We start from the raw sequence: 23,876 nt of genomic DNA on the forward strand, positions 1-23,876 counted from the left end.
AAATGCGAGGGGAATTCACGGAGGGTGACCGGGAATTCCCGTAACGGATCAAGCGAAACACGGACAGAGGGAATTTTCTGCTTGTCCCGTCGCGTGCCGCTCGTTTACGTTCGCCACCAATCCGGTCGGATCGCCGAATCCTGCCGCCGCCCGGAGTCCCCACACACTCACCCGTGCTCGGCAGGAGCGGGGGACCCACCAGGTACGACTGCCTGTTCCGGTCTCCGGGACGGCTCGGGGTGAAGTCGCGCTCCCCCGCGCGGCCGGGCAGCTCCAGCCCGAACCCGACAGCTCACCTCGCAGGCGCCGGAGAGGAATTCGCCATGCCCGCGAAGGGTAAGCACCGCCGTCCCAAGACCCAGCGCTTCACCCGATCGATCGCCGTCGCCGGAACCGGCGGCGCCGCCGCGCTGGCACTGCCGCTCATAGGGGCCACGGGAGCCCACGCGGCGACCCCGCAGTCAGTTTCCGGAAAGACCGTCAAGACCGTCCAGTCGGCCCCGGTGGTCCAGAAGAAGGCCGCGGCGACGAATTCCGGCGCCCGCACCTACACCGTGCGGCCCGGCGACTACCTCTCCAAGGTCGCCGAGGAGCAGAGCGTCCGCGGCGGGTGGCCCCGGCTCTACCAGGACAACCGCGCGGTCATCGGCGACGACCCCTCGCTGATCCACCCCGGCCTCAAGCTCACGCTCGGCCACAAGGCCGCGGCGACCCCCGAGCCGGCCGCTCCGGCGCCCTCGCAGTCGTCGAAGCCGTCCCAGACCTCGCAGCCCTCCCAGTCCGCGAAGCCCGCCCCGAAGCAGGCCTCATCGTCCGCGCCGTCGGCCGCGTCGAATGTCTCGGCCCAGGGCACCACCACGAACACGGCCACCGGTGACGTCCTGCCCGTCGCCGGCGCCACCATCGGCACCGGCTACCACGTGGCGGGCAGCATGTGGTCCAGCGGCTACCACACCGGCGTCGACTTCGTCGTCCCGACCGGCACCTCGCTGAAGGCCGTGGGCGCGGGCACCGTCGTCTCGGCGGGCTGGGGCGGTGCGTACGGCAACCAGGTCGTCATCAAGCTGGCCGACGGCTACTACGCGCAGTACGCCCACCTGTCCCAGCTCTCCGTGTCGGCCGGCCAGACCGTGACCGCCGGACAGCAGGTCGGCCTCTCCGGTGCGACCGGCAACGTGACGGGCCCGCACCTGCACTTCGAGATCCGCACCACGCCGAACTACGGCTCGGACGTGGACCCGGTCGCCTACCTCCGCTCGCACGGCGTCGCCGTCTGACCGTCCCGTCCCGCAAGCTGTCGAAGGCCGGACCCGGGTCCCCGGGTCCGGCCTTCGAGGTGTGTGTCTCCGGGCTCAGTCGAAGCGTCAACACGCCTGATCGACCGCCTATTCCCGCGTTGGCAAAGTCTTTAGGAGTGGCTTATCTCACCGTTCGTCAACCCCTTCCTACGATCGCGTAGGTCACATCCGAAGGTGAATCATGGGCCGATGTGGCAGACGATTCGAAGAGTGACAACAGATCAGTGATCGGGTCGTACGTGGCGGTGGGGGACAGCTTCACCGAGGGCGTCGGCGACCCCGGCCCCGACGGGGCGTTCGTGGGCTGGGCGGACCGATTCGCGGTCCTGCTCGCGGACCGGCGGCCCGAGGACGACTTCAAGTACACCAACCTGGCCGTGCGCGGAAAGCTGCTCGACCAGATCGTGGCGGACCAGATTCCGCAGGCCGTGGACCTCGCACCGGACCTGGTGTCCTTCTGCGCGGGCGGCAACGACATCATCCGGCCCGGCACCGACCCCGACGAGGTGGCCGAGCGTTTCGAACGGGCCGTGGCCGAGCTGACGTCCGTCGCCGGCAAGGTCATGGTGACGACAGGATTCGACACCCGCGGTGTGCCCGTGCTCAGGCATCTGCGCGGCAAGATCGCGACGTACAACGGGCATGTCCGGGCCATCGCCGACCGATACGGCTGCCCCGTGCTCGACCTCTGGTCCCTGAAGACCGTCCAGGACCGGCGGGCCTGGGACGACGACCGGCTCCACCTCTCGCCCGAGGGCCACACGCGCGTGGCACTGCGCGCCGGCCAGGTCCTCGGCGTCGAGGTCCCGGCCGACCCCGACCAGCCCTGGCCCCCGCTCCCACCGCGTGGCACGCTGGAGGTCCGGCGCGACGACGTGCACTGGGCCCGCGAGTACCTGGTCCCCTGGATCGGCCGGCGCCTGCGCGGCGAATCCTCGGGCGACCATGTGACGGCCAAGGGTGCCCTGTCCCCGGACGACATCAAGATGCGGATCGCCTCGGTGGCTTGACGGCCTCGCGGGGCTGCGGTGCCGACAAGCGCACCCCGGCCCCGCGGGGGATCCGTCACCGCTCCTGAGCGGTCAACGCCTCCAGCCGCAGCCCGAGTTCCCGGGCGAGCGCCTCGTCCACCCACTCCTGTGCCCGTGAGCGCGGCACCGCGCCCGCGTACGACGTGAGTTGTACGGCGAGTCCGTCGAGGAGGGCGGTCAGACGCAGGGCTGCACCGGCCGGGTCGGGGCAGTCGAAATCGCCCGCCGCCACGCCTTCCGCGATGACCTCGGTGATCGCCGCCTTCCACCGTCGGTCCAGGTCTCGCGCAACCTCCCGCAGAGCGGGTTCGCGCAGCGCCACCGCCCAGCCCTCGATCCACAGCCGCCAGCCCTTGGCCTGACCGGTCGGCGCGTACCAGCGCACGGCCGTCCGCAGCCGCCGCAGCGCACTCGTGCGCCGGCCCAGCAGCTTGCGCAGGTGCGCGAGGTCGTCCTCGGCCGCGTAGGTGAAGGCGGCGGCGACCAGCTTCTCCTTCGTCGAGAAGTGGTAGAGCACCAGCGCGTTGCTCACACCGAGCGCCGAAGCCACGTCCGCGATCCTGACGGCCGCCACGCCTCGCGCCTCGATCTGCCCGATGGCGGCCCGCAGCAGTTCCTCCCGCCGCTCGGCCACACTCAACCGCACTCTCGCCACGCGGTCACCCTATACGGCGACCAGGACATGGCCTGTTACGTCTTGACCTGCTGATGGTCGGTCCAGTAGCGGGGGCCGCCTCTACCGTCGGCCCCCTTCATGCGTCCCGGGTCGGGCTGGTCAGTCCACGAACTGGTAGTCGAGCCTGATGCGGCCGTCCTCGTCCAGGACCAGGAACTCCCGGCCCCCGCCGGTCGCGCGGCCCTCTTCGCGGTGGAAGGACTCCCAGCGGAACGTGATCACGTCCCGCAGGAGCGTGGGGGGCTCCTGGATCCGGAAGACGTACGTCCCCGGCGCAACGAACTCCTCGTACGCACGCGTCACGCGTGCGTGCAGCTCGTCGTGTCCGCGCGCCTCCAGGACGGCGGTGGGGAAGCCGAGGCCCACCGCCGTGTCGTGCATCGCCTGGGGCGGGCGCAGGATGTGCAGGCCGTCCTCCGTCCAGAGGCCGTGCACGGTCTTGCGGCGGGCCTCGGAGTCCGGTTCGTTCCAGACGCCGATGTAGCGCTCGGTCAGGGACTGCGGGTCGATGGCGGGCACGATGCTCCTCGCGTGGATCAGCGGTTTGCCGTGTGGTGCGTGCCGTCGACTCTGCTGCGGTCGTGCTCGTGCCTCAATTCCCGGCAGGGTATGACCCGTCACCGGTACCAGGACCGTCACCGGTACCAACCGAAGCGTTCCTCGATCAGCGGCAGTCGGTCGGCCACGACGGCATGGGCTGCGGCTCGCGGTGTTGTGCCGTCGGTCTCCGCGCGGGCCAGCACGAGGTCGATCAGGGCGCGCATCGAGCGCCGGGTGCGGGCGAACGCCTCCTCGGCGTCGGGGCCGATGTCACCGAACAGGGTCCACCACCACCAGGCGTTCGTACCGGAGTTGACCACCACGTCCGGCAGCACGGTCACCCCGCGCCGCGCGAGCAGCTGCTCCGCCGCCGGGAGCACCGGCATGTTGGCCGCCTCGATGATCCAACGGGCACCTATCCGCTGCTGGTTGGCGGTGTCGACGGCGTACGACACCGCTGCGGGCACCAGCACCTCCGCGTCGGCGGACAGCCAGGCGTCACGAGGCAGTTCGCGGTCACCGGGACGCAGCACGGAGCGGTCCACGGTGCCGTACGCGTCCCGCGCTGCCAGCAGCGCCTCGATGTCGAGCCCGGCCGGGTTGGTGATCGTGCCCTTGACGTCGGCCACGGCGACGACGGTCAGCCCCGCGCGCGTGAGGAAGCGGGCCGTGGCGCCTCCCATGGTGCCCAGGCCCTGCACGGCGACGCGCGTGCCCGTGTACGGCTCTCCGGCGCGGTCCAGGGCCGCGAGCACCGACTCGGCGACCCCGCAGCCGCCGACCAACTCGTCCAGGCCGATCCCGTCCACCTCCACGGCGAACGCGTCGGCGAGCCGCTTGCGGGCCGTCGCCTCGTCGTCGAGCAGCGGATACACGGCCTGGACGGACGACACAAGTCCTGCCTCGGCGGCGGCGCGGTCGACCAGGTCCTGGGTGAGGCCGAGGTCCTCGCCGGTGGTCCACATGGTCTCGATGTACGGCCGCATGGCGCGCAGGTAGCGCACGAGCAGCCCGTACGCCTCCGGGTCCCGTGGATCGCAGTCGATGCCGCCCTTGGCGCCGCCGAGGGGGACGTAGCGGCTCTGCGGGTCGTAGTGCAGGGCCTCCTTCATCGTCATGCCGCGGGCCAGCCCGGTCACCTCGTCCAACGTGCAGCCCGGCCGCATCCGCAGCCCGCCGCTGGAGACACCCCGCACCAGCCGGTCGACGACCAGGAAGCCCCGGCGTCCGGTGACGTGGTCGGTCCAGGTGAGCGACAACAAGGGGGCGGTCATGGTGTCTCCGGACGCTGGATACCGACGATTACTGAATGATGAGTCAGTATCGAAAGCGGGTCGAACCCTGTCAACGTCCGTTCGTCGGGGCGGGACGCGGGACTGTCGGAGGGGCCGACCATAATGGATGGCCTGACCGACTCGACCAGGAGGTACCGTGACCGGTTTGCGTTCCCTGAGCTCCGGGCTCCGCGCGCTGCAACCCGCGGCCTTCGGCGCCGACCCGGGCGGTGAACGCCTGGCGCGGATCCGCAGATCGCCCCACTTCAAGGACGGTGTCTTCCAGAACCCCGGGGGCACCGCCCGCACCCGGCCCTCCGGTTCGATGCTGGACATCGCGAAGGTCTACTTCGACAAGGACCTGCGCCCGCGCCGCGCCCCGCAGGGCACGGTGCCCGTGCACGCCACCACCCTCGCCGACCTGGCCAAGCCGCCCGCCACCGGGCTACGGCTGACCTGGATGGGCCACTCCAGCGTGCTCGCGGAGATCGACGGACAGCGCGTTCTTTTCGACCCCGTCTGGGGCGAGCGCTGCTCTCCGTTCCCCTTCGCCGGACCCAAGCGGCTGCACCCGGCGCCGCTGCCGCTGGCCGCGCTGGGCCCGGTCGACGTGGTGGTCATCTCGCACGACCACTACGACCACCTCGACATGCCCACGATCAAGGAGCTGGCCGGCACGGACACCGTGTTCGCCGTGCCGCTGGGCGTCGGCGCCCACCTGGAGCACTGGGGTGTGTCCGCGGACCGGCTGCGCGAGCTGGACTGGCACGAGACGACCAAGGTGGGCGGACTCACCCTGACCACCGGCCCCGCCCGCCACTTCTGCGGCCGGGGTCTGCGCAACACCCAGCACACGCTCTGGGCCTCGTGGGCCGTCGCCGGCGAGGAGCACCGGATCTACCACAGCGGCGACACCGGCTACTTCGAGGGCTTCAAGGACATAGGCGCCGAGCACGGCCCCTTCGACGCCACGATGATCCAGATCGGCGCGTACAGCGAGTTCTGGCCCAAGAACCACACGGACTGTACCCCACTCCCCGGTGGGTGGCCCGACATACATATGACGCCCGCTCAGGGGATCCAGGCGCACCTTGACCTGCAAGGGGGCAAGCCGCACGGCGTCATGATGCCTATCCACTGGGGCACCTTCACCCTCTCCGTGCACCCGTGGGCAGAGCCCGGCGAGTGGACTAAGGATGCCGCCGAGGAAGCCGAGCAGCCAGCCGCATTTCCCCGGCCGGGCGAACCCTTCGAACCCGCGGGAACACTTCCCGTCGATTCTTGGTGGCGGGCCGTGGCTGCCCCGATCGCACACCCCTGGCGCCGCAGCGAGGCAACGGACGTTGCTCAGGGCCAGGACAATCGCGATCTCGATCTCGCAGGTGAGCGGTGACTCGGGGCAGGAATGAAAGCCTGAACGCAATGACGCAGTCGTTCGCCAAGTTGACGGAGGCCGAACAAAAACAGGCGATCCAGGCGCTCGACGGTCCCCCTCGACGGGGGAGGACTACTGAGGCACGGCAGTACATCCCACTGCCCACTTCACGAAATCCATCCGGCATCCAAGTCGAGACGCGGATCGTCAAGTCCTGACACCGAGGCCCCACCCTTCCGGCCAAAACGGCGGGGTGGGGCTTCCGTATTTCTCACTTGATCTTTAACCTGTGCGGCGTGGACGCGGGGTGGTTGACTTCTTCGTCCGTCGTTTTGCGGGGCCCGGTTTGCCGACTGTGTGCACGTCATGGCGTGGTGTGGGCCGGGTGTTCTTGCGACCGGATGGCCGGCCTGGGCCGGGGCGGGAGGATTTCGGTGCTCCGGTAGGACAGGCCGCCTTCGGGCGGAGGTGCCGGAAATCGCGGCGGACTCGGGCGGGAGTGAGCTTGTCGGACGGGCTCGGTCTCTCCCACGGCCCGCACGGCCCGGTCACTGCGACGCCGCCCACGTCAGGAGGCCGGAACGAGGTCCCGTGCCGGACGGCCGTCCGCGTCGTCGGCTAGGGTCGCGGCATCGGCGGTACCGCCCCCACCAGTCGCTCCACCAACGACCTCCCCAAGCCGCGGAGACCGGCCGGGGAGCCCCCGTAGCCCCGCTCGGCAACCACGTCCTGCGCACCCAACAGCCGGGAGGGTGGCACTCCGCGGCTTCCTCGGCGTTGCGGTCGATCGACGCAGTGGATTCGAGTTCGATCGCGTAGCTACGCGCTACTGGTTCGCTCAGCGGCACCACCCGGTCCCATACCCGATGTGAGCCGCCGAGTCCTCGGATCACATGACCGGGGGTGCGTCGGATCGACAGGCGATCGCGGCTCCGGCGCGCATGACGCCACCGGTGCGGGCGTCGGCTGACGGTGCAGCAGGTCTTCGGTCGGGTCGAAGTGCAGTGTTTGTCCGCCTTTGCCTGCGGTCCATTACGGACACCGCAGAAACTCTCCTGACTCCAGGCGTACTGCTACCCGCCGCCGCAGTGAAACAACGAAGACTTCGCTGTGGGATTCGTTTCGCTGAATGGAATCCACTGTTTGCCCACTTAAAGTAACCCACCGGGTTACGCCCCTTCAAATCCCCCCGGGGGCGTAACCCGGTCGCCTATCTGCCTGAAACAGGCCGATCCCGGATCGGTCTCGGATCACACCCGCCCGTGCGGCGGGAAATGCGTAGAAGGAACGATCACCATGAATGCGAACTCCTCTGTGCTGGTCCGGCGGTCACGCACGTGCCTGGCCGCTGTCGCCGTTGCCGGAGCACTGGGACTGCTCAGTGCGTGCGGCGGATCGTCACACCCAAAACCATCGGGTGCACTGAGTCCCGGCACTGGCCAGACCCTGCCTGGAACGCCCGGTGCCTCCGGAACGGGCGGTACGGTCAGCCCACCACCAATCACGCCCTCGACCTCACCTACCGCCAGCCAATCGTCCGCTCCGGCGGCCGCCAACGCGGTGACGATCAAGAACCTTGCGTTCTCCCCGGCCAAACTGACGGTCAAGGCGGGCACGAAGGTGACCTGGACCAACACCGACCCCGACACTCACACCGTCACCAGCAAACAAGGATCGGGCGGGCCGCTGAAGTCGGCAGGCCTAGCCACCAACGCCACCTACAGCTACACCTTCACCAAACCCGGCACCTACGCCTACGACTGCACCATCCACCCGTTCATGACCGCCACCGTGGAGGTGACCCCATGACCGGACCCCCCACGACTCCAACGGCGACGGCGAGCACGGCATGTCCCGCCGTCAGCTCATGCGGCACTCCGCCTGGTTCGGTGACGCCGTCATCCTGACAGTCACCGGGGGAGAGGTGATCAGCCATATCCCCGGTTCGACGGACCCCATCCCGGCGGGCAGCGCAGACCTGCGATTCGTGCAGATTTCCGACAGCCGCATCGGCTTCCATGGCCCGGCCAACCTGAATGTCGCCGGAACGTTCACCGCAGCGATCAACCAGGTCAACTTCCTCGGATTCCGCCCCGACTTCGTCATGCACAGCGGCGACCTGACACGCCTTTCCACCCCCGCCCAGTTCGACCAGGTCAAGCAGATGCTGTCGCAGCTGCGCACGGACCGGATCTTCACCGTGCCGGGCTAGCACGACTCGATCGGAGACAACGGACGCGCATACCGACAAACTTTCGCCAAAAACACCCTCGGCGACGGCTGGTACAGCTTCGACATCCACGGTGTGCACTTCATCGCGCTGGTCAACACTCTGCACCTTGAGGAACTCGGCCACCTGGGCAGCGATCAGATCGATTTCGTCCGCAAGGACATCGTCGGCCTGTCATCGGACACCCCAATCGCCGTCTTCAGCCACATCCCGTTGTTCGCGATGTATCCGAAGTGGGGCTGGGGCACCGACGATGCGGTGAAGGTGCTGTCGATGCTGCGCCGTTTCTCCTCAGTCACGTGCCTCAACGGGCACGTCCACCAGCTCTTCACCAAGACCGAGGGCAACATCATCTGCCACTCGGCCGCCCCCACCTGCTACCCGTTTCCCAAACCCGGCCAGGGCCCCGCCCCCATTCCGCAGGTGCTGCCCGCCGGACGCCTCAAGGACGCACTCGGCATCCGCACCGTCAACTACCGGCAGGGCAGCCACGCACTGGCGGTCAAGGACGAGAAACTCACATGAACCCCCCGGAGCCTGCCCGCCTTCGCACTGCGCTTGGTGCTCGCAGCAAGCGGATACATCCACGCCCAGCTCTACATCGACGGATACCGCTTCATCCACGTCATCGGCCCGTTGTTCCTGCTGCAGGCCAGCGCCGCCTTCGCAGTTGCCGCACTTCTCCTGTTGGCGGCACCCCTGCTACTCCGAATCGCCGCCGCAATCGCCATTGGCGCGCTCGCCGGGTTCGCCACATCCCGCACCATCGGGTTGTTCGGGTTCACCGAACGCGGCCTGCAAGCCCGCCCCGCAGGCCCTGCTCAGCCTCATCGCCGAGACGCTCACCCTGCTGACTGCCGTGGCCTGGCAGGCATTCGAGGTCCGGCGACACCGTCGCACCCGGCCGCACCGCGACGAGACCAGCCGAGTGCGGCCCGACCTCCGCACCATGGCACCGGACAGATGAACCAGACACCGACGCGCCTCCCACACAGCGGACACCACCCGGCGCGGCGGCCCACCCGCCGGTCGACAGGTGGCAGGCTGGCTATCGAAGAGGGAGCATGGACAGGAAGCGTGCGCTTCATGCGCTGGCCGCGTGTCCGCGCGAACGGCAAAAATTTTTCAGAAAGCGCACCGGACTGAGTTACTGGGCTCGAATTTCTTGCACGGGCCACGGGATGCGCGCAGTCTTGGGATGACGTGATTTTGTTGCCCTGAGACGCGCCCTGACGGTTCGCGACGCCGACACAATAGGTGGTCACGAGCGGGACCGATGCGCGATCGACCGTGCGTGTCGGTCTAAAACCAGAGCGGTTATCGGGGTTTTGTTTTCGAGCGACGGGCGGACACGTCGATCCCAGGGCACCCCTCGGGGCTTGAGTGCCGTCTGCCGCACTTCGCCACTCCACCTGTAGGAATATCCCGAACATTCGATCGGAAACGGGGCCTGCGCATGGGATGGCTCACCTTCGGTTACTTCATATCGTATGTTCCGTACGCCATGCTGGTGAAGGCACTTGCCAGTGGAGTGACTCCGCTGTCGGGGAAGCCTGTCAACGGCTTTGAGTTGCTGCCCGCAGCCGTCCTCGGACAGCTCGTGGTGATGCCTGTGTTCGTAGCCCTGTCGGGCTGGTGGCGGCATATGCGGCGGGGTGGAATCGGGGGGCGTCGGATTCCGGTGGCGGGTCGGGAAACGTTGGCATCCGGCTTCTTCGCTTCACTTATTATCGGCGCTACCACGATGAACTACACCTTTTCCGGCGTCTCGATCCTCTTCATGCTGTTGTTGATGCGAGGGGGAGTTCTGGTTGTTTCTCCGTTGGTCGACAAGGCGCGTGGGCGGCGGGTGACGGCATCTTCCTGGGTGGGGTTGTGCCTCAGCCTGATCGCGGTTTCAGTGGCACTCGGTGATGTGAACAGCTACCACCTCACGCTGGCTGCCGTGCTGAGCGTCCTGATCTATCTCGTCGGCTACATGGGCCGGTTCGAAATCATGAGCCGGGTGGCCAAGTCGGGGGTTCTCGCGACAGACCGCCGCTTCTTCGTGGAGGAGCATGTTGCCGCACCGGTTTGGCTGGCTCTGCTGCTGGCGGCAGGGGCACTGGCCGGGCAAGCGCAGTTGCGTGCGGGCTTCACCACATTCCTCGGTACCCCTGTCGCGTTGGCGGCGGCGGGCATAGGCGTGGCGTACGAGGTGCTGTTCGTCTTCGCTTCGCTAATCTACCTGGACTGGCGCGAGTACACCTGGGGCGTGCCGGCATGGGCGTTCGCCAGCCTGATGTCTGGTCTGGCCGCCTCCTTCTCGCTGGCGTGGGTGGCCGGGCTCCAGGCTCCGGGGGACGCTCAGCTCCTCGCGCTCGTCTTCGGCGTCGGTGCGGCGGCGGCGCTGTCCTACCCGTCGGCCGTCACCTGGTGGCGGGTACGCGCCACCGGGGCGGTGTGCCGCGTGCTGTTCGTCTGCGGCGGGAACACCTCCCGTTCGCCCATGGCCGAGGTCATCGCGTGGGCCCAGGCCGCAGAGGAGGGAGTCGCGTACGCCTTCCGGTTCTCCAGCGCGGGTGTTGCGACGACGCGGCCTGGGGACCCGATGGCTCCCGACGCCCGGTCCGCGCTCGCTGAGCTCGGACTGGACCGAGTGCCGGGTCCAGGGAATCCCTGGCTTCACCGATCGCGCCCGGTCACCCCTGAGCTCTGCCGGGACAGCTCCGTCATCTACTGCATGACCCGGGCCCATCGCCACGGGGTGATCGCCATGGCACCCGAGGCCGAGGGCCGCACCCTGTGTCTGGATCCGCGCTGTGACATCCCCAATCCGGAGGGGCAGTCCCCGGAGGTGTACGGCCGGTGCGCCAGGCACATCCAGCGGTCCGTCCGCGCCCGCCTGGGCGAACTCCTTCGCTCCGACCTCCTCGCGGCGCACCGTCGAGCCGCAACACCCGGATGTGGCAGGTGATCGCGGTGATCGGCAGCATCCCGGAGGCGTTGGTGGACGCCCGGTGCGAGGCGTTCGACCGCGGTGATCGGCCCACGCCTGATTACGCCAACCGGCCGCCGTCGCTGGACGACGTCGTCGAACGCCGTGCCCGCGCCGCCAGGTCGGGAGCGCTGCTGGCCATGGGGGAAGCCGCCGCGGACACCGCCGCCGCACGGGCCCACTTCCGCGACAACCTGCGCTTCTACGGGCCGCCGACCGCCAGCTACGCGGATGTCCTGTGCCTGCTGCTGGGCATCGACTCTGACCGTCCCATCGTGTGCACCCCGGCTGTCAATCGGTTCGTCCTGCCGCAGGCCCCTCTGGAGGAGTACGTCCAATGGAGCGGCTGATGAGTGGGTGCGATGCCGCCGTCACGCGGCGGGCTCACATAGTCGCAGTGGTCACCCAACCTGAGGATCTCACCGCGCCTCGCCTGCGCGGCCTCGCAGGGGTGGCCGACGCGCTGGAGGTGCGTGCCGACCTGGTCGGCGACCCCGATCCGCACTGGCTGCGTCGACACTTCACCGGGCCAGTGACCTACAGCCTGCGCTCCCCGCGCCACGGCGGTCGCTCGGCTGCCGGCCCGGTCGAACGCCGCACCCGGCTCCTCCGCGCGGCGGGCCACTATGACATGGTCGATCTGGAGGCCGTGGACGACCTGGTCCCGGAACTGCTGGCGGGCATCCCCGCCCGGCAGCGGCGCGTCTCCTGGCACCAGCCCGAACCCGCACGCCCCGAGCGGAGCGCCGACCGCGGGGCCGGCGTGCTGGAGGCATCCGCGGAACTGCGGGAGCGGTTCGCCGCGATGGCCACCACACCTGCGCTGCTGTACCTCCTCGTGCCGCAGTCGGGAATCCAGTACGGGTCGGCCTCGCCGCTGCTGCTCACCGGGCTCGGGCGCTCCGACGTGACGGCGTTCGCGTCCGGTCCGGCCGGCACCTGGACCCGGGTGCTGGCGCCGTGGCTGGGCGCGCCCCTTGCCTTCGGCCGGGCCGGTGCCCCGGGGGCGGACGGAATGCCGAGCGTGGGCCAACTCCTTACTGACTACGGACTGCCCGCTCTGCCACCGCTCAGCGCCCTGTTCGGCATTGCCGGCCATGCCTCGGGACGCTCGCTGTCACCCCGGCTGCACAATGCGGCGTTGCGGGAGCTGCAGCTGCCCGCGCTCTACCTGTCCTTCCAGGTGGACACGTTCCCCCGCTTCTGGCACTGGGCCAACGGCTTTGGGGCGCTGGCCCGGCTGCCGCTACGCGGGCTGACCGTGACCGCTCCCCACAAGCAGAGCGCGGTCGAAGTGGCCGACATCGTCGGCCCGCAGGCGCTGCGGTGCGGCGCGGCCAACGTTCTGTGGCTCGACGCCGGGCGCTGGCGGGCGGCCACCACCGACACCGCCGCTGTCCTGCACATCCTTGCCCGGGCCGGGGTCGATCCCAGCGGCCGCAGGGCCGCCGTCATCGGTTGCGGCAGCACCGGGCAGGCCGTCGCGCTGGCCCTGCTCCAGGCCGGAGCCCGGGTGACCCTGGTCAATCGGGGGCATGCGCGCGGCCGGGAAGCCTCCTCGCGCCTCGGGGCTCCCTACGTACCGCTCTCCCGGTTCTCCCCGGCAGGACACGCTGTGCTCGTCCACGCCACGCCCCTGGCGGAAAGGCAACCGTTTCCGGTTGCCGCCGTCGACCCGGACGCGGCGGTGTTGGAAATGGTCTACCGCGATCCTCCGACCGCGCTCATGAGCGCCACCCGCGCCCGCGGACTGATCGGCATCGACGGCTGGGACGTCCTGCTCGTCGAAGTGAGCGAACAATTCCAGCTGTTGACAGGCCATCCGTTCCCGGATGCGCTGCCACTGCGCTCCCTCTGCTTCAGCCAGGTCGAGTGCGCCGACGTCCACGACCTCACGGAGCCGGGGGAATCGCCCCCGGCGCAGTCCCCGATGCAACCCACGAGCGGAGAGGCGCCATGACAACCCGTTCGGCCTCCCCCGCCGGACCGGCCGCACCGCGGCCGCCGGACACCCCCGACGTCTCGGCGTTGCTGGGCGACTGGGTCAACACCGACCAGGGCAGTTCGAAGGGCGCCCTACGGCTGAACGTGACGTGGCACGAGAAGGGCCTGTTCGTCAGGGCTTTCGGCACCGGCAGCCCGCAGCCGCGCGACTGGGGTGAGGTGTCGGCGGTCGTGTACACCGCGCCAGGAACCCCATCGGCCGCCTGGTCGTTCTCGGCGATCTACAACTTCGGCTCGCTGCGCACCGTCCTGTGCGCCTACCACAAGACGGGCATCCTGGTGGCCACCACGAGCAGCATCTTCAGCGATGGCGGCGGGGGGGCCGACCACTGGGCCCGCTCGTTCTTCCACAGGGCGGAGGGGCGGGCATGACGGCACGCACGGTCGATCCGGCGCCGCTGGCCGGTGGCTGGGTCAACTTCGACACCACCGCCACAGGTATCCACCTGGTCGATGCCGCGGTCGACGGCAGCCAGCTCATGCTGCGGATCACCGAGCGCGGTGACCCGGACCCGTCACAAGAGACGCTCGTGCCGACGGCAACGCCCGTCACCGGCGCCACCCTGCCCGCCGTCCCGCTGGCCGACGACATGGACGCCCCCGAGGCCGTGGCCTTCCTCGCCGAAGGTCCGCTCGGCTCCCGCCAGGTCATCCTCTGCGGCTACCTCAACCGCGGCCTGCTGACCATCGATGTCCATACCGTCCATACCGTCCATACCGTCGATCCGCAGATACCGAACGTGATGTACCGCGCCCACTTCTACCGTTCGGAAGGGGCCGTCCTCCTATGACCGACGACCTGGGCCACGGTCCGGCTCGCGATCCGGTGGCCGAGGTCGACCGGGTCGTTCTCGACGCCGTGGCGAAGCTGGCCGCGGACAACTTCGCCCCCCGCGCCGAGGAATACGACCGCAGGGCCGTCTTCCCCGCCGAGGACTTCGATGATCTGTTCTCCGGCGGGTTCCTGGCCGCCCCTTTGCCGCGGGAGCACGGCGGCCTGGGCTACGGCCCCCAGCAGCGCAACACCCTGCCCCTGTGGGAGATGACCACCACGCTGGCCAAGGCCGATCTGTCACTGGCCCGCTGCTGGGAGGGGCACGCCAATGCGCTCGTCCTCATCGACGCCCTGGCCGACCCGGAGCAGAAGCGACACTGGTTCACCGGCGTGGTCGAACACGGAGAGAAATGGGCCGCCTGGAGCGGCGAACCCCAGGCCCCCAAGCCGGGCGAGAGCGGTCGCTTCGGCACCGTGCTGACACCCGTCCGCAGCGGCTGGACCCTCCGTGGCAGCAAGGCGTTCGCCACCAGCGCCACCGGAGCCCAGTGGGCGATCCTGCTCGTCGATCCGGCCGGCCCCGGCGGAGCCCGGCACAGCCGAGAGGCCCACGGAAAACTCCTGCTGCTCGCCTGCGACCTGTCCGACCCGACTGTGACTGTGGACAGTTCGTGGTGGGACCCGATCGGCATGCGCGCGACGGTCAGCCATGTGGTGCGGTTCCACGACACCTTCGTACCGCGCGAGCATCTCATCGGCCGCCCCGGCGGCTACTTCGAAGGGCACTGGCAGACCGCTTTCATCCCGCACTACGCTGCCAGCTTCCTCGGTGGCGCTCTGGCCGCGAACGAATACGGGCTGGCGTATCTGATGCGGCAGGGCAAGGGCGGTGATCCCCATGTGCAGCAGCGGGTGGGCAGCATGGCGGTCAACATCGACACCGCCCGCCTCTGGTTGCGCTACGTCGCCGGTCTGTGGGACGAAGGCAGGGTCGAGGAGGCACGGATCGCCGGCAGCAGGGCCTGGCATGTGATCGAGCATTTGGCGGAAGAGACAGTGCACCACGTCATCCGCGCGTGCGGTGCCCGCAGCCTGATCCGCCCGAGCCCCGTGGAGCGGATCCTGCGCGACCTGACCTTCTATGAGCTCCATGACAACGACGACGACGTCCTGGCGACCATCGGGCAGGCCGTACTCGGCGAGCAGCACGACGCGTCGTTCCACAGACCATGACTCCGAACCCTCAAGCCAGGTAAGGGAACGCGTCATCGCAGAGAATCCATCGGCGACGATGCATGGACATGCGAGACCAGCGACCTACGAGTGCTTGGGCGCGCAGCCGTCGCGCCTGAGGCCGGCTCGGCGCGCGGGGCACGTATGGCTCGCGACGGCCTGCGTGCCGGTCGGGAGGCTGCGGGCGACGAGCATGGCCGCGTCGGCAGGGGCGTCCGGCGGCGCACCTGAAGGTGCCCGATCGTCCACGTCGGGGGCCCGCTTCGAACGCGGCTGCCTCCCCATCCTGTCAAAACTGGGCACGTCCCAGTTTCCAGGTGACGACACATGAAAGATGTGACTCAACGCAGAGTCCGCCTGGTCTCACACGGCGAGACCTCACTTTGATTCACGTTTGTCGCAGCCTTGATGACTGCACATCGCCACACGCGAGGGCTATCTCCGCTGCGGGCTCCAGCCCGCACAACGCGCTCCGATCACCGTCGTGCACCTGCGAAGGGCCGCACTTCGGCGATGTCCGCCCGCTCGCCCTCGTCGTCCCGGCCGGTGCCGTAGGCGGTCCGACGACTGGGGCACCTATGGCTCTACGAACACGGCCCCTCCTTCACCTGTGTCGGCATGTCGCTCTCATCGGCCGTCCGGTCCGACCGCTCTCCTTGATCCGCGTACCTGCTGGCGCGCCGACTGGACCCGGACGGGACTCTTCGGACGTACTGGCGAGATCGGCCCGCGACGCCTGGAGAACCTGTTGAGAAACCCTCGCCTCGCGGCCGCCTCGGTCGCCGCTGGCGCCATGCGTGCCACGGTGCACAGCGGTTGCTCCGGCGGCAGAAGGGCGACGATCGGCGTGAGCCCGCAGCCCGCACCGGCGGCGGTCGCATCCGCCCGCACCGATCCTCGCTTTGTCTCCGGGCCGTCGGTCCGCACCACCGGCACTCCCAGCGCCGCGCTCGGCACCACGTGGTGTGCCGTCCAGCTCCAGGGCGGCAAAATCGAGAGCGGGGGCGGCTGATCACGTGGACGGCCTCGCTCACCCTGCCAACCACCGACGGCTCTACGGCGTCCTGTGGATGCTCCTGCCAGTGGCGGTCACGGTCGGCCTCTACTGGTACGGCCGTGGTCTTCGTGCCGCTGCGAGTGCTGTCCGACGGGTCCTACCTGTCCATCATGGGCACGCCCGCGGAGAACATCCGCCACGGTCAGGCCCGCGCGGCCGGACGCACCCTCCCCGAGCCGCCCCAGGGGCATCTGGTGCGGATCATCGAGTACACCGTGACCATCCGCCCGCACGCCGGCCTACCTCGCACCGAGGCATTCCGGCTGGTCACCAGCCTCCTGGATCACCGCCTCGCCCCAGCCCACCAACTGGCGACGGCATATCACCAGCGGTGGGAGATCGAAAACGGGTTCGCGGAACTGAAGAACCGCCTGCGCGGCGCCGGATTCATCCTGCGCTCCAAGGCGCCCGAGCTGATCTGCCAGGAGATCTACGCCCTCCTCACCGTCTACCAGGCACTGTGCGCACTGCAGACGCGCGCGGCAGAACACGACGGGACCGATCCCGACCGGATCTCCTTCACCGTCACCGTGCAGCTCGCCCGGTTAGCCGTCGCCGCCCAGGCCGCAGCCGACGTGACCGCACTGGGCACCGCACGCCGCGAGGCCGTGACTGAGCTCCTGGCCGCTCTCCTCCCAGCCCGGCGCAACCGGCAGTGCCAACGCGTCAAGAAGCCGTCCAAGAACACCTTCGAGGTCAGAAAACGGGACCAGCCCCGCACTCCCAGTAACGTCCACTACACACTGAGAGTCACCAAGCACCCCATCTGACCTGCACTGATGCCCTAACTCACCGGCATTGCAGGTCAACGGCACCTTTCTGCTATCGGGGCGTCAGACAGCCCAATTCCGCTGAATACCCAGGGTCAACAGTGGCTTGTCGCCCGACATCCACATGACACCCGAGGAGGGCATGCGCGCCCACCTCGACCTCCAGGGCGGGCAGCCGCACGGCGTGATGATGCCCATCCACTGGGGCACGTTCAATCTCGCGCCGCACGCCTGGGCGGAGCCGGGGGAGTGGACGAAGGACGCGGCCGAGGAAGCGGGTCAGGCTGCGGCGCTTCCCCGGCCGGGCGAGCCCTTCGAGCCGGGCGGGAAGCTGCCCGTCGATCCGTGGTGGCAGGGGGTGTCCGCACCGCTGCCCACCCCGTGGCGCCGTGGCTCGGAGTCCGTGCCGGCGCCTGCTGCCCATGAGGATCTCGACCTTGCGGGTGAGCGGTGAGCGGTGTGCCCGGACGGCCGGACGACGCTCGACACGGCCGGTGACCTTGCCGGTGGCACGGCCGAGGGTGGGGAAGGGCCCGGAGACCGTCGCGGCGGGCTGACCGCGGACGGGTGAGGAAGAAAAAACGGACGGCCGGGGAGGATCGGGGAGCGGAGGCCTCCCCGTCCTCCCCGTCTCTTCATGACCGCTTCCGACCAGGTCGGATCGTTCGGTTTTCGTTCGGAGTCGCGTATCTCGCAGGGTTATCGGTCTGTCGTACGACGCCTCATACCAGAGCGGGACTGTCCGCGGGGGAGTTTGTCAACTGCCCATCGCACTTGATGCGCAGCCGACTACTGTGAGTGGCCGCCGGGCGACGCAGGGCCGAATTTCATCGGCTCTCCCGACCGGCACGCGATGGCGCATGCCCATATCGCGCACCCGCGCGAGGAATCAGGCCCGACGGACCCGTACGAGGACACCGATGTCTCAGCTCCGTGTACCGGCCGCACGCGCCGACCGCCGTGAGGGCGGCCGGCACGGACGACCGGTCGCCCGCCCCGTTCCCGCGCTGCCCGAGACGCACATGCGGCCGCAACTCCTGCGCCTGGCCGTGCTGCCGCCCGTCGCGGTCGCGCTCAGCGGGACCGCGGCCGTCCTGTTCACCGTCCGCTCCACCGGCGTCCGGCCCGGCATCACGCTGTGGGCCGTGCTCGCCGGGGCCCTCTCGGTGACCGTCGCGGGCATCGTGATCGCCGCCGTGGCCGCCGGCCGCGCCGCCCGCTCGGTGGGCGACCGCGTCGGCACCTTGCGCCGCAACACCGCGCGCCGCGAGGCCGACCTGCGCTCCCTCGTCGAGGCGCTGCGCCGGGGCGACGGACCGCCGACGCAGCGCAAGCCGCGCGGCTTGCCCCCGCAGGACGCCGACGACTTCGAACTCCTCGCCGCCGACCTGACCCGCGCGCACGACGGCGCCGTCACCGCCGTCGTACACGCGGCCCAGCTCTCCAGCCAGGCCGGCAGCGAACAGAAGCTCGAAGTCTTCGTCAACCTCGCCCGGCGGCTGCAGTCCCTCGTGCACCGGGAGATCTCCATCCTCGACGAGCTGGAGAACGAGATCGAGGACCCGGACCTGCTCAAGGGCCTGTTCCACGTCGACCACCTCGCCACCCGCATCCGGCGCCACGCCGAGAACCTCGCCGTGCTCGGCGGCGCCGTCTCGCGCCGGCAGTGGAGCAACCCCGTCTCCATGACCGAGGTGCTCCGCTCGGCCATCGCCGAGGTCGAGCAGTATTCCCGGGTCAAGCTCGTCCCGCCCATCGACGGCGAACTGCGCGGCCACGCCGTCGCCGACGTCATCCATCTGCTCGCCGAACTCGTCGAGAACGCCACGTTGTTCTCCGCCCCGCACACCCAGGTGCTGATGCGCGCCAACCTCGTCACCGCCGGGCTGGCCGTGGAGGTCGAGGACCGCGGCCTGGGCATGCCGGTCGGCGAGCAGAACAAGATGAACGCCTTGCTCGCAGATCCCGACCAGGTCAACGTCGCCAGGCTGCTGGCCGACGGCCGCATCGGCCTGTTCGTGGTCTCCCAGCTCGCGCGGCGGCACGGCATCAACGTCCGGCTGCAGAGCAACATCTACGGCGGCGTCCAGGCCGTACTCATCCTCCCGCAGGCGCTGCTGGGTACGGTGCCGAGCGCGCCCGGAGCCGTACCGCAGCCGCGGGACGGGGAGGGGCGTTCCGCGGCAACGCCTCGCGTGCACGGGGGAGTTGTGCCCGGCGCTCGGGGCGGTTCCTTCGACGGAGCAGGCCTGGACGGCAATCAGGGTGCGGGCCGCAGGGCGCCCGTCGGGTCCCAGGACTGGTCGTCGGCGGGTCAGCAGCCGACGCCGCCTTCTGGCCCGACGGTGTCGTCCGGGCAGACGTCCGGAGGGACGTCCGGGCAGACGTCCGGTGGTCGACGGCGGCCGCTCGTGCAGCCCGAGTCCGTACGGCAGTCCGGCGCCACGGCGGACAGCGGAGCCCCCGCACCTCTGCCGCTGCGCGGTCCGCGCGAGACACGGCCCAACCCCGCGGAAGCCGTACCCGGCATCCGGACCGGCGTCGAGGACGCCACGGTCGTCGCGCCCGCCCCGCGCGGTGGCACCGTGCGCGGCACCATGGGCAAGCCCCAACTGCCGCGCCGCCGCGCCCAGGAACACATCGCGCCCCAGCTCAGGGGTGGCCGCGCACCACGCCAGGAAAGCGGGGCCCCCGTCGGACACGACCCCGGCCTCATGGCCGCCTTCCAACGCGGCATCGGTCTCGCCGAGACACAGCAGCACATGGAGGCGACACACACGGAGCCGACGCCTGTGGGCCCGGCACATGGGGAGGCGCCCAATTCGGGGCTGACGGACCCGGGGCAGGCCGAGATGCACCCCGTGGGACTGGGGGCGACCGATACCGGTGCGGCGCACATGGGCTCTGCCCACATGGACGCATCCCACAGGGACGCACCTCGTATGGACCCCACGCCCACCCCGCGCTCAACCGACCTCCCGCTCATGGAGGTCCCGCACGTGGACGTCCCGCACATCGGTGTCCCGCCCCGAGGGGTCCCCCACACCGACGTCCCCCACACCGACGTCCCCCACACCGACACCCCCCACACCGACTCCCCCCACACCGACTCCCCCCACACCGACACCCCCCACCGCGACGCGGCCCCCCTCGCAGAGGCCCGCGCCCATGCCCCGGAACCCGACACCATCGCCCGGCCCGACGGGAGCACACCGGCCGGATGACCACCCCAGTGAAGACTCCCACCCTCGCCCTCACACCCTCCGTCCCCACACCCCCCGCTCCCGCAGACCTTCGTACCCCAAGGAGTCGATCCACCATGGCGAGCGATGCGCCGACCGCCCAGGTATCCGACCTCGACTGGCTGATGAGCGGCCTCGTCCAGCGCGTACCGCACACCGCCAGCGCGGTGCTCCTGTCCTGCGACGGACTCGTGAAGTCCGTCCATGGCCTCGACCCCGACAGCGCCGACCACATGGCGGCCCTGGCCTCCGGTCTGTACTCCCTCGGCCGCAGCGCGGGCGTCCGGTTCGGCGACGGCGGGGACGTCCGGCAGGTCGTGGTCGAGCTCGACTCGACCCTGCTGTTCGTCACGACCGCCGGCTCCGGCACCTGCCTCGCCGTGCTGGCCGGCCGTGAGGCCGACGCCGCCGTGCTCGGCTACGAGATGGCGATGCTCGTCAAGAGCGTCCGCCCGTACCTGGTGACCGCGCCCCGCCGGCACTCCGTCGAACCCCCGGCGATGAGGCCTTGAGCGTGACGGCCGGCGACGGGCCTTGGCTGGATGACGCGGCCGGACGCCTGGTGCGCCCCTTCACGGTAAGCAACGGCCGCACCCGGCCCACCATCGCGCTCGACCTCATCTCGCACGTGATGGCCACCGGGGCCACCTCGCTCGGCTACCTCGGCCCGGAGCACGCCCAGGTGCTCGACCTGTGCCGTGCGCCCGTCTCGGTCGCCGAGATCGCCGCGCATCTGCGGCTGCCGGCGGCGGTCACCAAGGTGCTGCTCTCGGACCTGGTCGACTGCGGGGCGCTCACCGCCAAGCCCCCCGCCTTTTTCCACAACCCTACGGACCGGTCCCTTCTGGAGGCAGTACTCGATGGACTACGACGACAGCTCTGACCCGTTCCCCACCGCTCTGAAGATCCTGGTGGCCGGCGGGTTCGGGGTCGGCAAGACGACCTTCGTGGGCGCGGTCAGCGAGATCGCGCCGCTCAGCACGGAGGAGTTGCTCACCACGGTCAGCGCCGCGACCGACGATCTCGACGGCATCGAGAACAAGGTCGAGACGACGGTCGCGATGGACTTCGGCCGGATCACCCTGGACGCGCAGCACGTGCTGTATCTCTTCGGCACACCAGGCCAGGAGCGGTTCTGGTTCATGTGGGACGAGCTGTCCGAGGGAGCGCTGGGCGCGGTCATCCTCGCCGACACCCGCCGGCTGGAGGACTGCTTCGCCGCCGTCGACTTCTTCGAGGAACGCGGGCTCGGCTTCATCGTCGCCGTCAACCAGTTCGACGGGTCCTACCACTACGACCCCGAGGAAGTACGCGCCGCCATAGACCTCGATCCCGCCATTCCCATTGTCCGTTGCGACGCACGCATCTCCAGTTCCGGTGTCCAGACCCTGCTCACCCTCGTACGCCACCTCATCGCCTACGCGTCGGCCCCCGCGCCGAGCCACGGCGCCCACATGTGACGGAGCCCGGCCATGAGTTACCAACCGCCACGGCCGGCCAGGGGGCTGCTGGTCACCCCCGAGGACAAGGAAGCCCCCGCCCGCATCCGGCGACTGCGCCGACTCGGTCTGGGAGAGCACCCCGATCCCGCTCTGGACGCCTTCGTGCACCACCTCGCCGGGGTCACCGGCACGCCGTACGCCATGGTCAACTTCATCGGTGAGGAACGGCAGTTCTTCGCGGGCCTGCGCACCCTGGGCGCCGCGCCGGTGGTGAAGGCGGACGGCAGCAGGCCCGAGCTCGGCCGGTTCCTCCCGCGCGACCATGGGTTCTGCCCCCATGTGCTGGCCCGACGCAAGGCGCTGGTCCTGGACGACGTGTGCGACTACCCGCGGTTCGCGGGCAACCCGGTCGTCGACGAGTACGGCATCCGCTCCTATCTCGGCGCCCCGCTCATCGACAGCACGGGGATGGTGCTGGGCACGGTGTGCGTGGCCGACGTCGAGCCCCGGCCGTGGGGGAAGACCGGCCTGGAGACCATCAAGTCGACGGCCGCCGACCTCGCCGTACGGCTCGAACGGCGTGAGCACGACGGGCTGCCCCTCTGAGCCGGACCACCGGCCGCTCTCGCGCGGGGGAGGCGTGAAGGAAAGCTGAGGCCGTGGTTAAGAAATCCTCGATGGACCCGGCCTCGCGCGTACGGCAGATTGCTGGGAGATTCCACCCCTCTTCCCCGGTGCGGGCTCCTTCTGCATGCCTGGAACCGGGACCTCACCCACAGGAGCCGTAGCGTTGAAGGCGCTGGTCAAGGAGAAGGCGGAGCCCGGGCTCTGGCTCGCGGACGTGCCCGAGCCCGTCGTCGGACCCGGTGACGTGCTGATCAAGGTCCTGCGGACCGGGATCTGCGGCACCGACCTGCACATCCGGTCCTGGGACGGCTGGGCGCAGCAGGCGATCCGCACCCCGCTCGTGGTCGGTCACGAGTTCGTCGGCGAGGTCGTCGAGACCGGCCGGGACATCACCGACATCAAGGCCGGCGACCGGGTCAGCGGCGAGGGCCACCTGGTGTGCGGCAAGTGCCGCAACTGCCTTGCCGGGCGCCGCCATCTGTGCCGGGCCACGGTCGGACTCGGCGTCGGCCGCGACGGTGCCTTCGCGGAGTACGTCGCGCTGCCCGCCGCCAACGTCTGGGTGCACCGCGTGCCCGTGGACCTGGACATCGCCGCGATCTTCGACCCGTTCGGCAACGCCGTGCACACCGCGCTGTCCTTCCCGCTCGTCGGCGAGGACGTCCTGATCACCGGCGCCGGCCCGATCGGTCTGATGGCCGCGGCCGTCGCCCGGCACGCGGGCGCCCGCAACGTCGTGATCACCGACGTGAGCGAGGAGCGCCTGGACCTGGCCCGCAAGATCGGCGTGAGCCTCGCGCTGAACGTCGCCACGGCCACCATCGCCGACGGCCAGCGCGAACTCGGCCTGCGCGAGGGCTTCGACATCGGCCTCGAGATGTCCGGCCGCCCCGAGGCCATGCGGGACATGATCGCCAACATGACGCACGGCGGCCGTATCGCCATGCTCGGCTTGCCGGCGCAGGAGTTCCCGGTCGACTGGGCCCGGATCGTCACCTCGATGATCACCATCAAGGGCATCTACGGCCGTGAGATGTTCGAGACCTGGTACGCGATGTCGGTCCTCCTGGAGGGCGGCCTCGACCTCGCCCCCGTGATCACCGGCCGGTACGGCTACCGCGACTTCGAGGCGGCGTTCGCCGAAGCGGCGAGCGGCAAGGGCGGCAAGGTGATCCTCGACTGGACTGTTTGATTTGTGGCTCGGATCGCCTCCGGGGCGCTGGAGTCGGTGTCGAGAGACCGACCGTGCTCAGCCCTGCGGGCCTCCGCGCTCCCCCACTCTCGGCTTCGCTCGAGCGGGGGGACCCCATGGCCCCTCGACACCG

General features: G+C 69.8%; 23 protein-coding genes, 2 pseudogenes and 1 riboswitch. Of the genes and pseudogenes, 21 read left to right on the forward strand and 4 right to left on the reverse strand.

What is annotated here, in order from left to right:
- Positions 1-158: 158 nt before the first annotated feature.
- A riboswitch (cyclic di-AMP (ydaO/yuaA leader) is annotated at positions 159-319 on the forward strand.
- Between the two features lie 4 nt (positions 320-323).
- Positions 324-1,277, forward strand: coding sequence for a peptidoglycan DD-metalloendopeptidase family protein (locus ACFYXB_RS31690; RefSeq protein ID WP_389588144.1), 954 nt, complete (start codon positions 324-326; stop codon positions 1,275-1,277).
- A 245-nt stretch (positions 1,278-1,522) separates the two neighbouring features.
- Complete coding sequence (locus ACFYXB_RS31695; protein ID WP_351366750.1) at positions 1,523-2,308, forward strand: SGNH/GDSL hydrolase family protein; 786 nt, start codon at positions 1,523-1,525, stop codon at positions 2,306-2,308.
- A gap of 55 nt (positions 2,309-2,363) precedes the next feature.
- Here ACFYXB_RS31695 and ACFYXB_RS31700 read toward each other — a convergent pair whose 3' ends face one another.
- The 3 genes from ACFYXB_RS31700 to ACFYXB_RS31710 all read right to left on the reverse strand — a co-directional run bounded on the left by ACFYXB_RS31700 (position 2,364) and on the right by ACFYXB_RS31710 (position 4,819).
- A complete protein-coding gene (locus tag ACFYXB_RS31700) occupies positions 2,364-2,984 on the reverse strand; it encodes a TetR/AcrR family transcriptional regulator (RefSeq protein ID WP_389588146.1) in 621 nt (206 codons plus the stop codon).
- Positions 2,985-3,104: 120 nt separating this feature from the next.
- Positions 3,105-3,524: a hypothetical protein gene (locus ACFYXB_RS31705; RefSeq protein ID WP_389588147.1), complete on the reverse strand. Its 420-nt coding sequence runs from the start codon at positions 3,522-3,524 to the stop codon at positions 3,105-3,107.
- A 116-nt stretch (positions 3,525-3,640) separates the two neighbouring features.
- The gene (locus tag ACFYXB_RS31710) at positions 3,641-4,819 is read right to left on the reverse strand and encodes a Glu/Leu/Phe/Val dehydrogenase dimerization domain-containing protein (protein WP_389588149.1); all 1,179 of its coding nucleotides are present in this window, start codon (positions 4,817-4,819) and stop codon (positions 3,641-3,643) included.
- A 157-nt stretch (positions 4,820-4,976) separates the two neighbouring features.
- Here ACFYXB_RS31710 and ACFYXB_RS31715 point away from each other — a divergent pair, with 157 nt between their 5' ends.
- Positions 4,977-6,212: an MBL fold metallo-hydrolase gene (locus tag ACFYXB_RS31715; protein ID WP_389588151.1), complete on the forward strand. Its 1,236-nt coding sequence runs from the start codon at positions 4,977-4,979 to the stop codon at positions 6,210-6,212.
- A gap of 264 nt (positions 6,213-6,476) precedes the next feature.
- On the opposite strand, the pseudogene ACFYXB_RS31720 reads toward ACFYXB_RS31715, so the two are convergent.
- Positions 6,477-6,728: pseudogene (locus tag ACFYXB_RS31720) on the reverse strand (transposase); the annotation flags it as partial.
- 966 nt (positions 6,729-7,694) lie between these two features.
- Between ACFYXB_RS31720 and ACFYXB_RS31725 the strand changes: the two are divergent.
- The 18 genes and pseudogenes from ACFYXB_RS31725 (at position 7,695) to tdh (ending at position 23,743) form a co-directional block, all read left to right on the forward strand.
- Positions 7,695-8,003: a cupredoxin domain-containing protein gene (locus tag ACFYXB_RS31725; protein WP_389588203.1), complete on the forward strand. Its 309-nt coding sequence runs from the start codon at positions 7,695-7,697 to the stop codon at positions 8,001-8,003.
- A 40-nt stretch (positions 8,004-8,043) separates the two neighbouring features.
- The gene (locus ACFYXB_RS31730; protein ID WP_389588153.1) at positions 8,044-8,406 is read left to right on the forward strand and encodes a metallophosphoesterase family protein; all 363 of its coding nucleotides are present in this window, start codon (positions 8,044-8,046) and stop codon (positions 8,404-8,406) included.
- Positions 8,407-8,499: 93 nt separating this feature from the next.
- The gene (locus ACFYXB_RS31735) at positions 8,500-8,949 is read left to right on the forward strand and encodes a metallophosphoesterase family protein (RefSeq protein WP_389588155.1); all 450 of its coding nucleotides are present in this window, start codon (positions 8,500-8,502) and stop codon (positions 8,947-8,949) included.
- 931 nt (positions 8,950-9,880) lie between these two features.
- Positions 9,881-11,380: a hypothetical protein gene (locus tag ACFYXB_RS31740; protein ID WP_389588157.1), complete on the forward strand. Its 1,500-nt coding sequence runs from the start codon at positions 9,881-9,883 to the stop codon at positions 11,378-11,380.
- A 5-nt stretch (positions 11,381-11,385) separates the two neighbouring features.
- The gene (locus ACFYXB_RS31745; protein WP_389588159.1) at positions 11,386-11,751 is read left to right on the forward strand and encodes a hypothetical protein; all 366 of its coding nucleotides are present in this window, start codon (positions 11,386-11,388) and stop codon (positions 11,749-11,751) included.
- Positions 11,752-11,798: 47 nt separating this feature from the next.
- Positions 11,799-13,361, forward strand: a complete 1,563-nt coding sequence (locus ACFYXB_RS31750) for a hypothetical protein (protein WP_389588161.1) — start codon at positions 11,799-11,801, stop codon at positions 13,359-13,361.
- On the forward strand, positions 13,358-13,777 hold the full coding sequence (locus ACFYXB_RS31755) for a hypothetical protein (RefSeq protein ID WP_389588163.1): 420 nt from the start codon (positions 13,358-13,360) through the stop codon (positions 13,775-13,777). Before ACFYXB_RS31750 ends, ACFYXB_RS31755 begins: the two co-directional genes overlap by 4 nt.
- Positions 13,774-14,196, forward strand: coding sequence for a hypothetical protein (locus ACFYXB_RS31760; RefSeq protein WP_389588165.1), 423 nt, complete (start codon positions 13,774-13,776; stop codon positions 14,194-14,196). Before ACFYXB_RS31755 ends, ACFYXB_RS31760 begins: the two co-directional genes overlap by 4 nt.
- Positions 14,193-15,413: an acyl-CoA dehydrogenase family protein gene (locus ACFYXB_RS31765; RefSeq protein WP_389588166.1), complete on the forward strand. Its 1,221-nt coding sequence runs from the start codon at positions 14,193-14,195 to the stop codon at positions 15,411-15,413. Before ACFYXB_RS31760 ends, ACFYXB_RS31765 begins: the two co-directional genes overlap by 4 nt.
- Positions 15,414-16,161: 748 nt before the next feature.
- Positions 16,162-16,425 carry a hypothetical protein gene (locus tag ACFYXB_RS31770; RefSeq protein ID WP_389588168.1) on the forward strand — a complete coding sequence of 88 codons (264 nt, stop codon included), beginning with the start codon at positions 16,162-16,164 and terminating at the stop codon, positions 16,423-16,425.
- A gap of 104 nt (positions 16,426-16,529) precedes the next feature.
- On the forward strand, positions 16,530-17,240 hold the full coding sequence (locus ACFYXB_RS31775; protein ID WP_389588170.1) for a transposase: 711 nt from the start codon (positions 16,530-16,532) through the stop codon (positions 17,238-17,240).
- Between the two features lie 112 nt (positions 17,241-17,352).
- Positions 17,353-17,694 (forward strand): annotated as a pseudogene (locus ACFYXB_RS31780) (MBL fold metallo-hydrolase); the annotation flags it as partial.
- Positions 17,695-18,160: 466 nt separating this feature from the next.
- A complete protein-coding gene (locus ACFYXB_RS31785; RefSeq protein ID WP_389588172.1) occupies positions 18,161-20,464 on the forward strand; it encodes an ATP-binding protein in 2,304 nt (767 codons plus the stop codon).
- Between the two features lie 95 nt (positions 20,465-20,559).
- Positions 20,560-20,994 carry a roadblock/LC7 domain-containing protein gene (locus tag ACFYXB_RS31790; RefSeq protein WP_389588174.1) on the forward strand — a complete coding sequence of 145 codons (435 nt, stop codon included), beginning with the start codon at positions 20,560-20,562 and terminating at the stop codon, positions 20,992-20,994.
- Positions 20,991-21,365 (forward strand): DUF742 domain-containing protein, encoded by a 375-nt coding sequence (locus ACFYXB_RS31795; protein ID WP_389588176.1) that lies wholly within the window; start codon positions 20,991-20,993, stop codon positions 21,363-21,365. Before ACFYXB_RS31790 ends, ACFYXB_RS31795 begins: the two co-directional genes overlap by 4 nt.
- Positions 21,343-21,942 (forward strand): ATP/GTP-binding protein, encoded by a 600-nt coding sequence (locus tag ACFYXB_RS31800; protein WP_389588178.1) that lies wholly within the window; start codon positions 21,343-21,345, stop codon positions 21,940-21,942. Before ACFYXB_RS31795 ends, ACFYXB_RS31800 begins: the two co-directional genes overlap by 23 nt.
- Before the next feature lie 12 nt (positions 21,943-21,954).
- Complete coding sequence (locus ACFYXB_RS31805; protein ID WP_389588180.1) at positions 21,955-22,530, forward strand: GAF domain-containing protein; 576 nt, start codon at positions 21,955-21,957, stop codon at positions 22,528-22,530.
- Positions 22,531-22,714: 184 nt separating this feature from the next.
- Positions 22,715-23,743, forward strand: a complete 1,029-nt coding sequence (gene tdh / locus ACFYXB_RS31810) for an L-threonine 3-dehydrogenase (RefSeq protein WP_389588182.1) — start codon at positions 22,715-22,717, stop codon at positions 23,741-23,743.
- Positions 23,744-23,876 lie beyond the last annotated feature (133 nt).

The organism is Streptomyces sp. NPDC002619 (genome assembly GCF_042889305.1).
GTDB lineage: Bacteria > Actinomycetota > Actinomycetes > Streptomycetales > Streptomycetaceae > Streptomyces.

Excerpts from the sequence above, each read along its gene's own strand:
- ACFYXB_RS31800 (WP_389588178.1), top strand. The coding sequence starts at position 21,343 with ATGGACTACGACGACAGCTCTGACCCGTTCCCCACCGCTCTGAAGATC.
- ACFYXB_RS31765 (WP_389588166.1), top strand. The coding sequence starts at position 14,193 with ATGACCGACGACCTGGGCCACGGTCCGGCTCGCGATCCGGTGGCCGAG.
- ACFYXB_RS31710 (WP_389588149.1), bottom strand. The coding sequence starts at position 4,819 with ATGACCGCCCCCTTGTTGTCGCTCACCTGGACCGACCACGTCACCGGA.
- ACFYXB_RS31785 (WP_389588172.1), top strand. The coding sequence starts at position 18,161 with ATGTCTCAGCTCCGTGTACCGGCCGCACGCGCCGACCGCCGTGAGGGC.
- ACFYXB_RS31760 (WP_389588165.1), top strand. The coding sequence starts at position 13,774 with ATGACGGCACGCACGGTCGATCCGGCGCCGCTGGCCGGTGGCTGGGTC.
- ACFYXB_RS31730 (WP_389588153.1), top strand. The coding sequence starts at position 8,044 with ATGTCCCGCCGTCAGCTCATGCGGCACTCCGCCTGGTTCGGTGACGCC.
- ACFYXB_RS31805 (WP_389588180.1), top strand. The coding sequence starts at position 21,955 with ATGAGTTACCAACCGCCACGGCCGGCCAGGGGGCTGCTGGTCACCCCC.
- ACFYXB_RS31740 (WP_389588157.1), top strand. The coding sequence starts at position 9,881 with ATGGGATGGCTCACCTTCGGTTACTTCATATCGTATGTTCCGTACGCC.
- ACFYXB_RS31755 (WP_389588163.1), top strand. The coding sequence starts at position 13,358 with ATGACAACCCGTTCGGCCTCCCCCGCCGGACCGGCCGCACCGCGGCCG.
- ACFYXB_RS31790 (WP_389588174.1), top strand. The coding sequence starts at position 20,560 with ATGGCGAGCGATGCGCCGACCGCCCAGGTATCCGACCTCGACTGGCTG.
- ACFYXB_RS31690 (WP_389588144.1), top strand. The coding sequence starts at position 324 with ATGCCCGCGAAGGGTAAGCACCGCCGTCCCAAGACCCAGCGCTTCACC.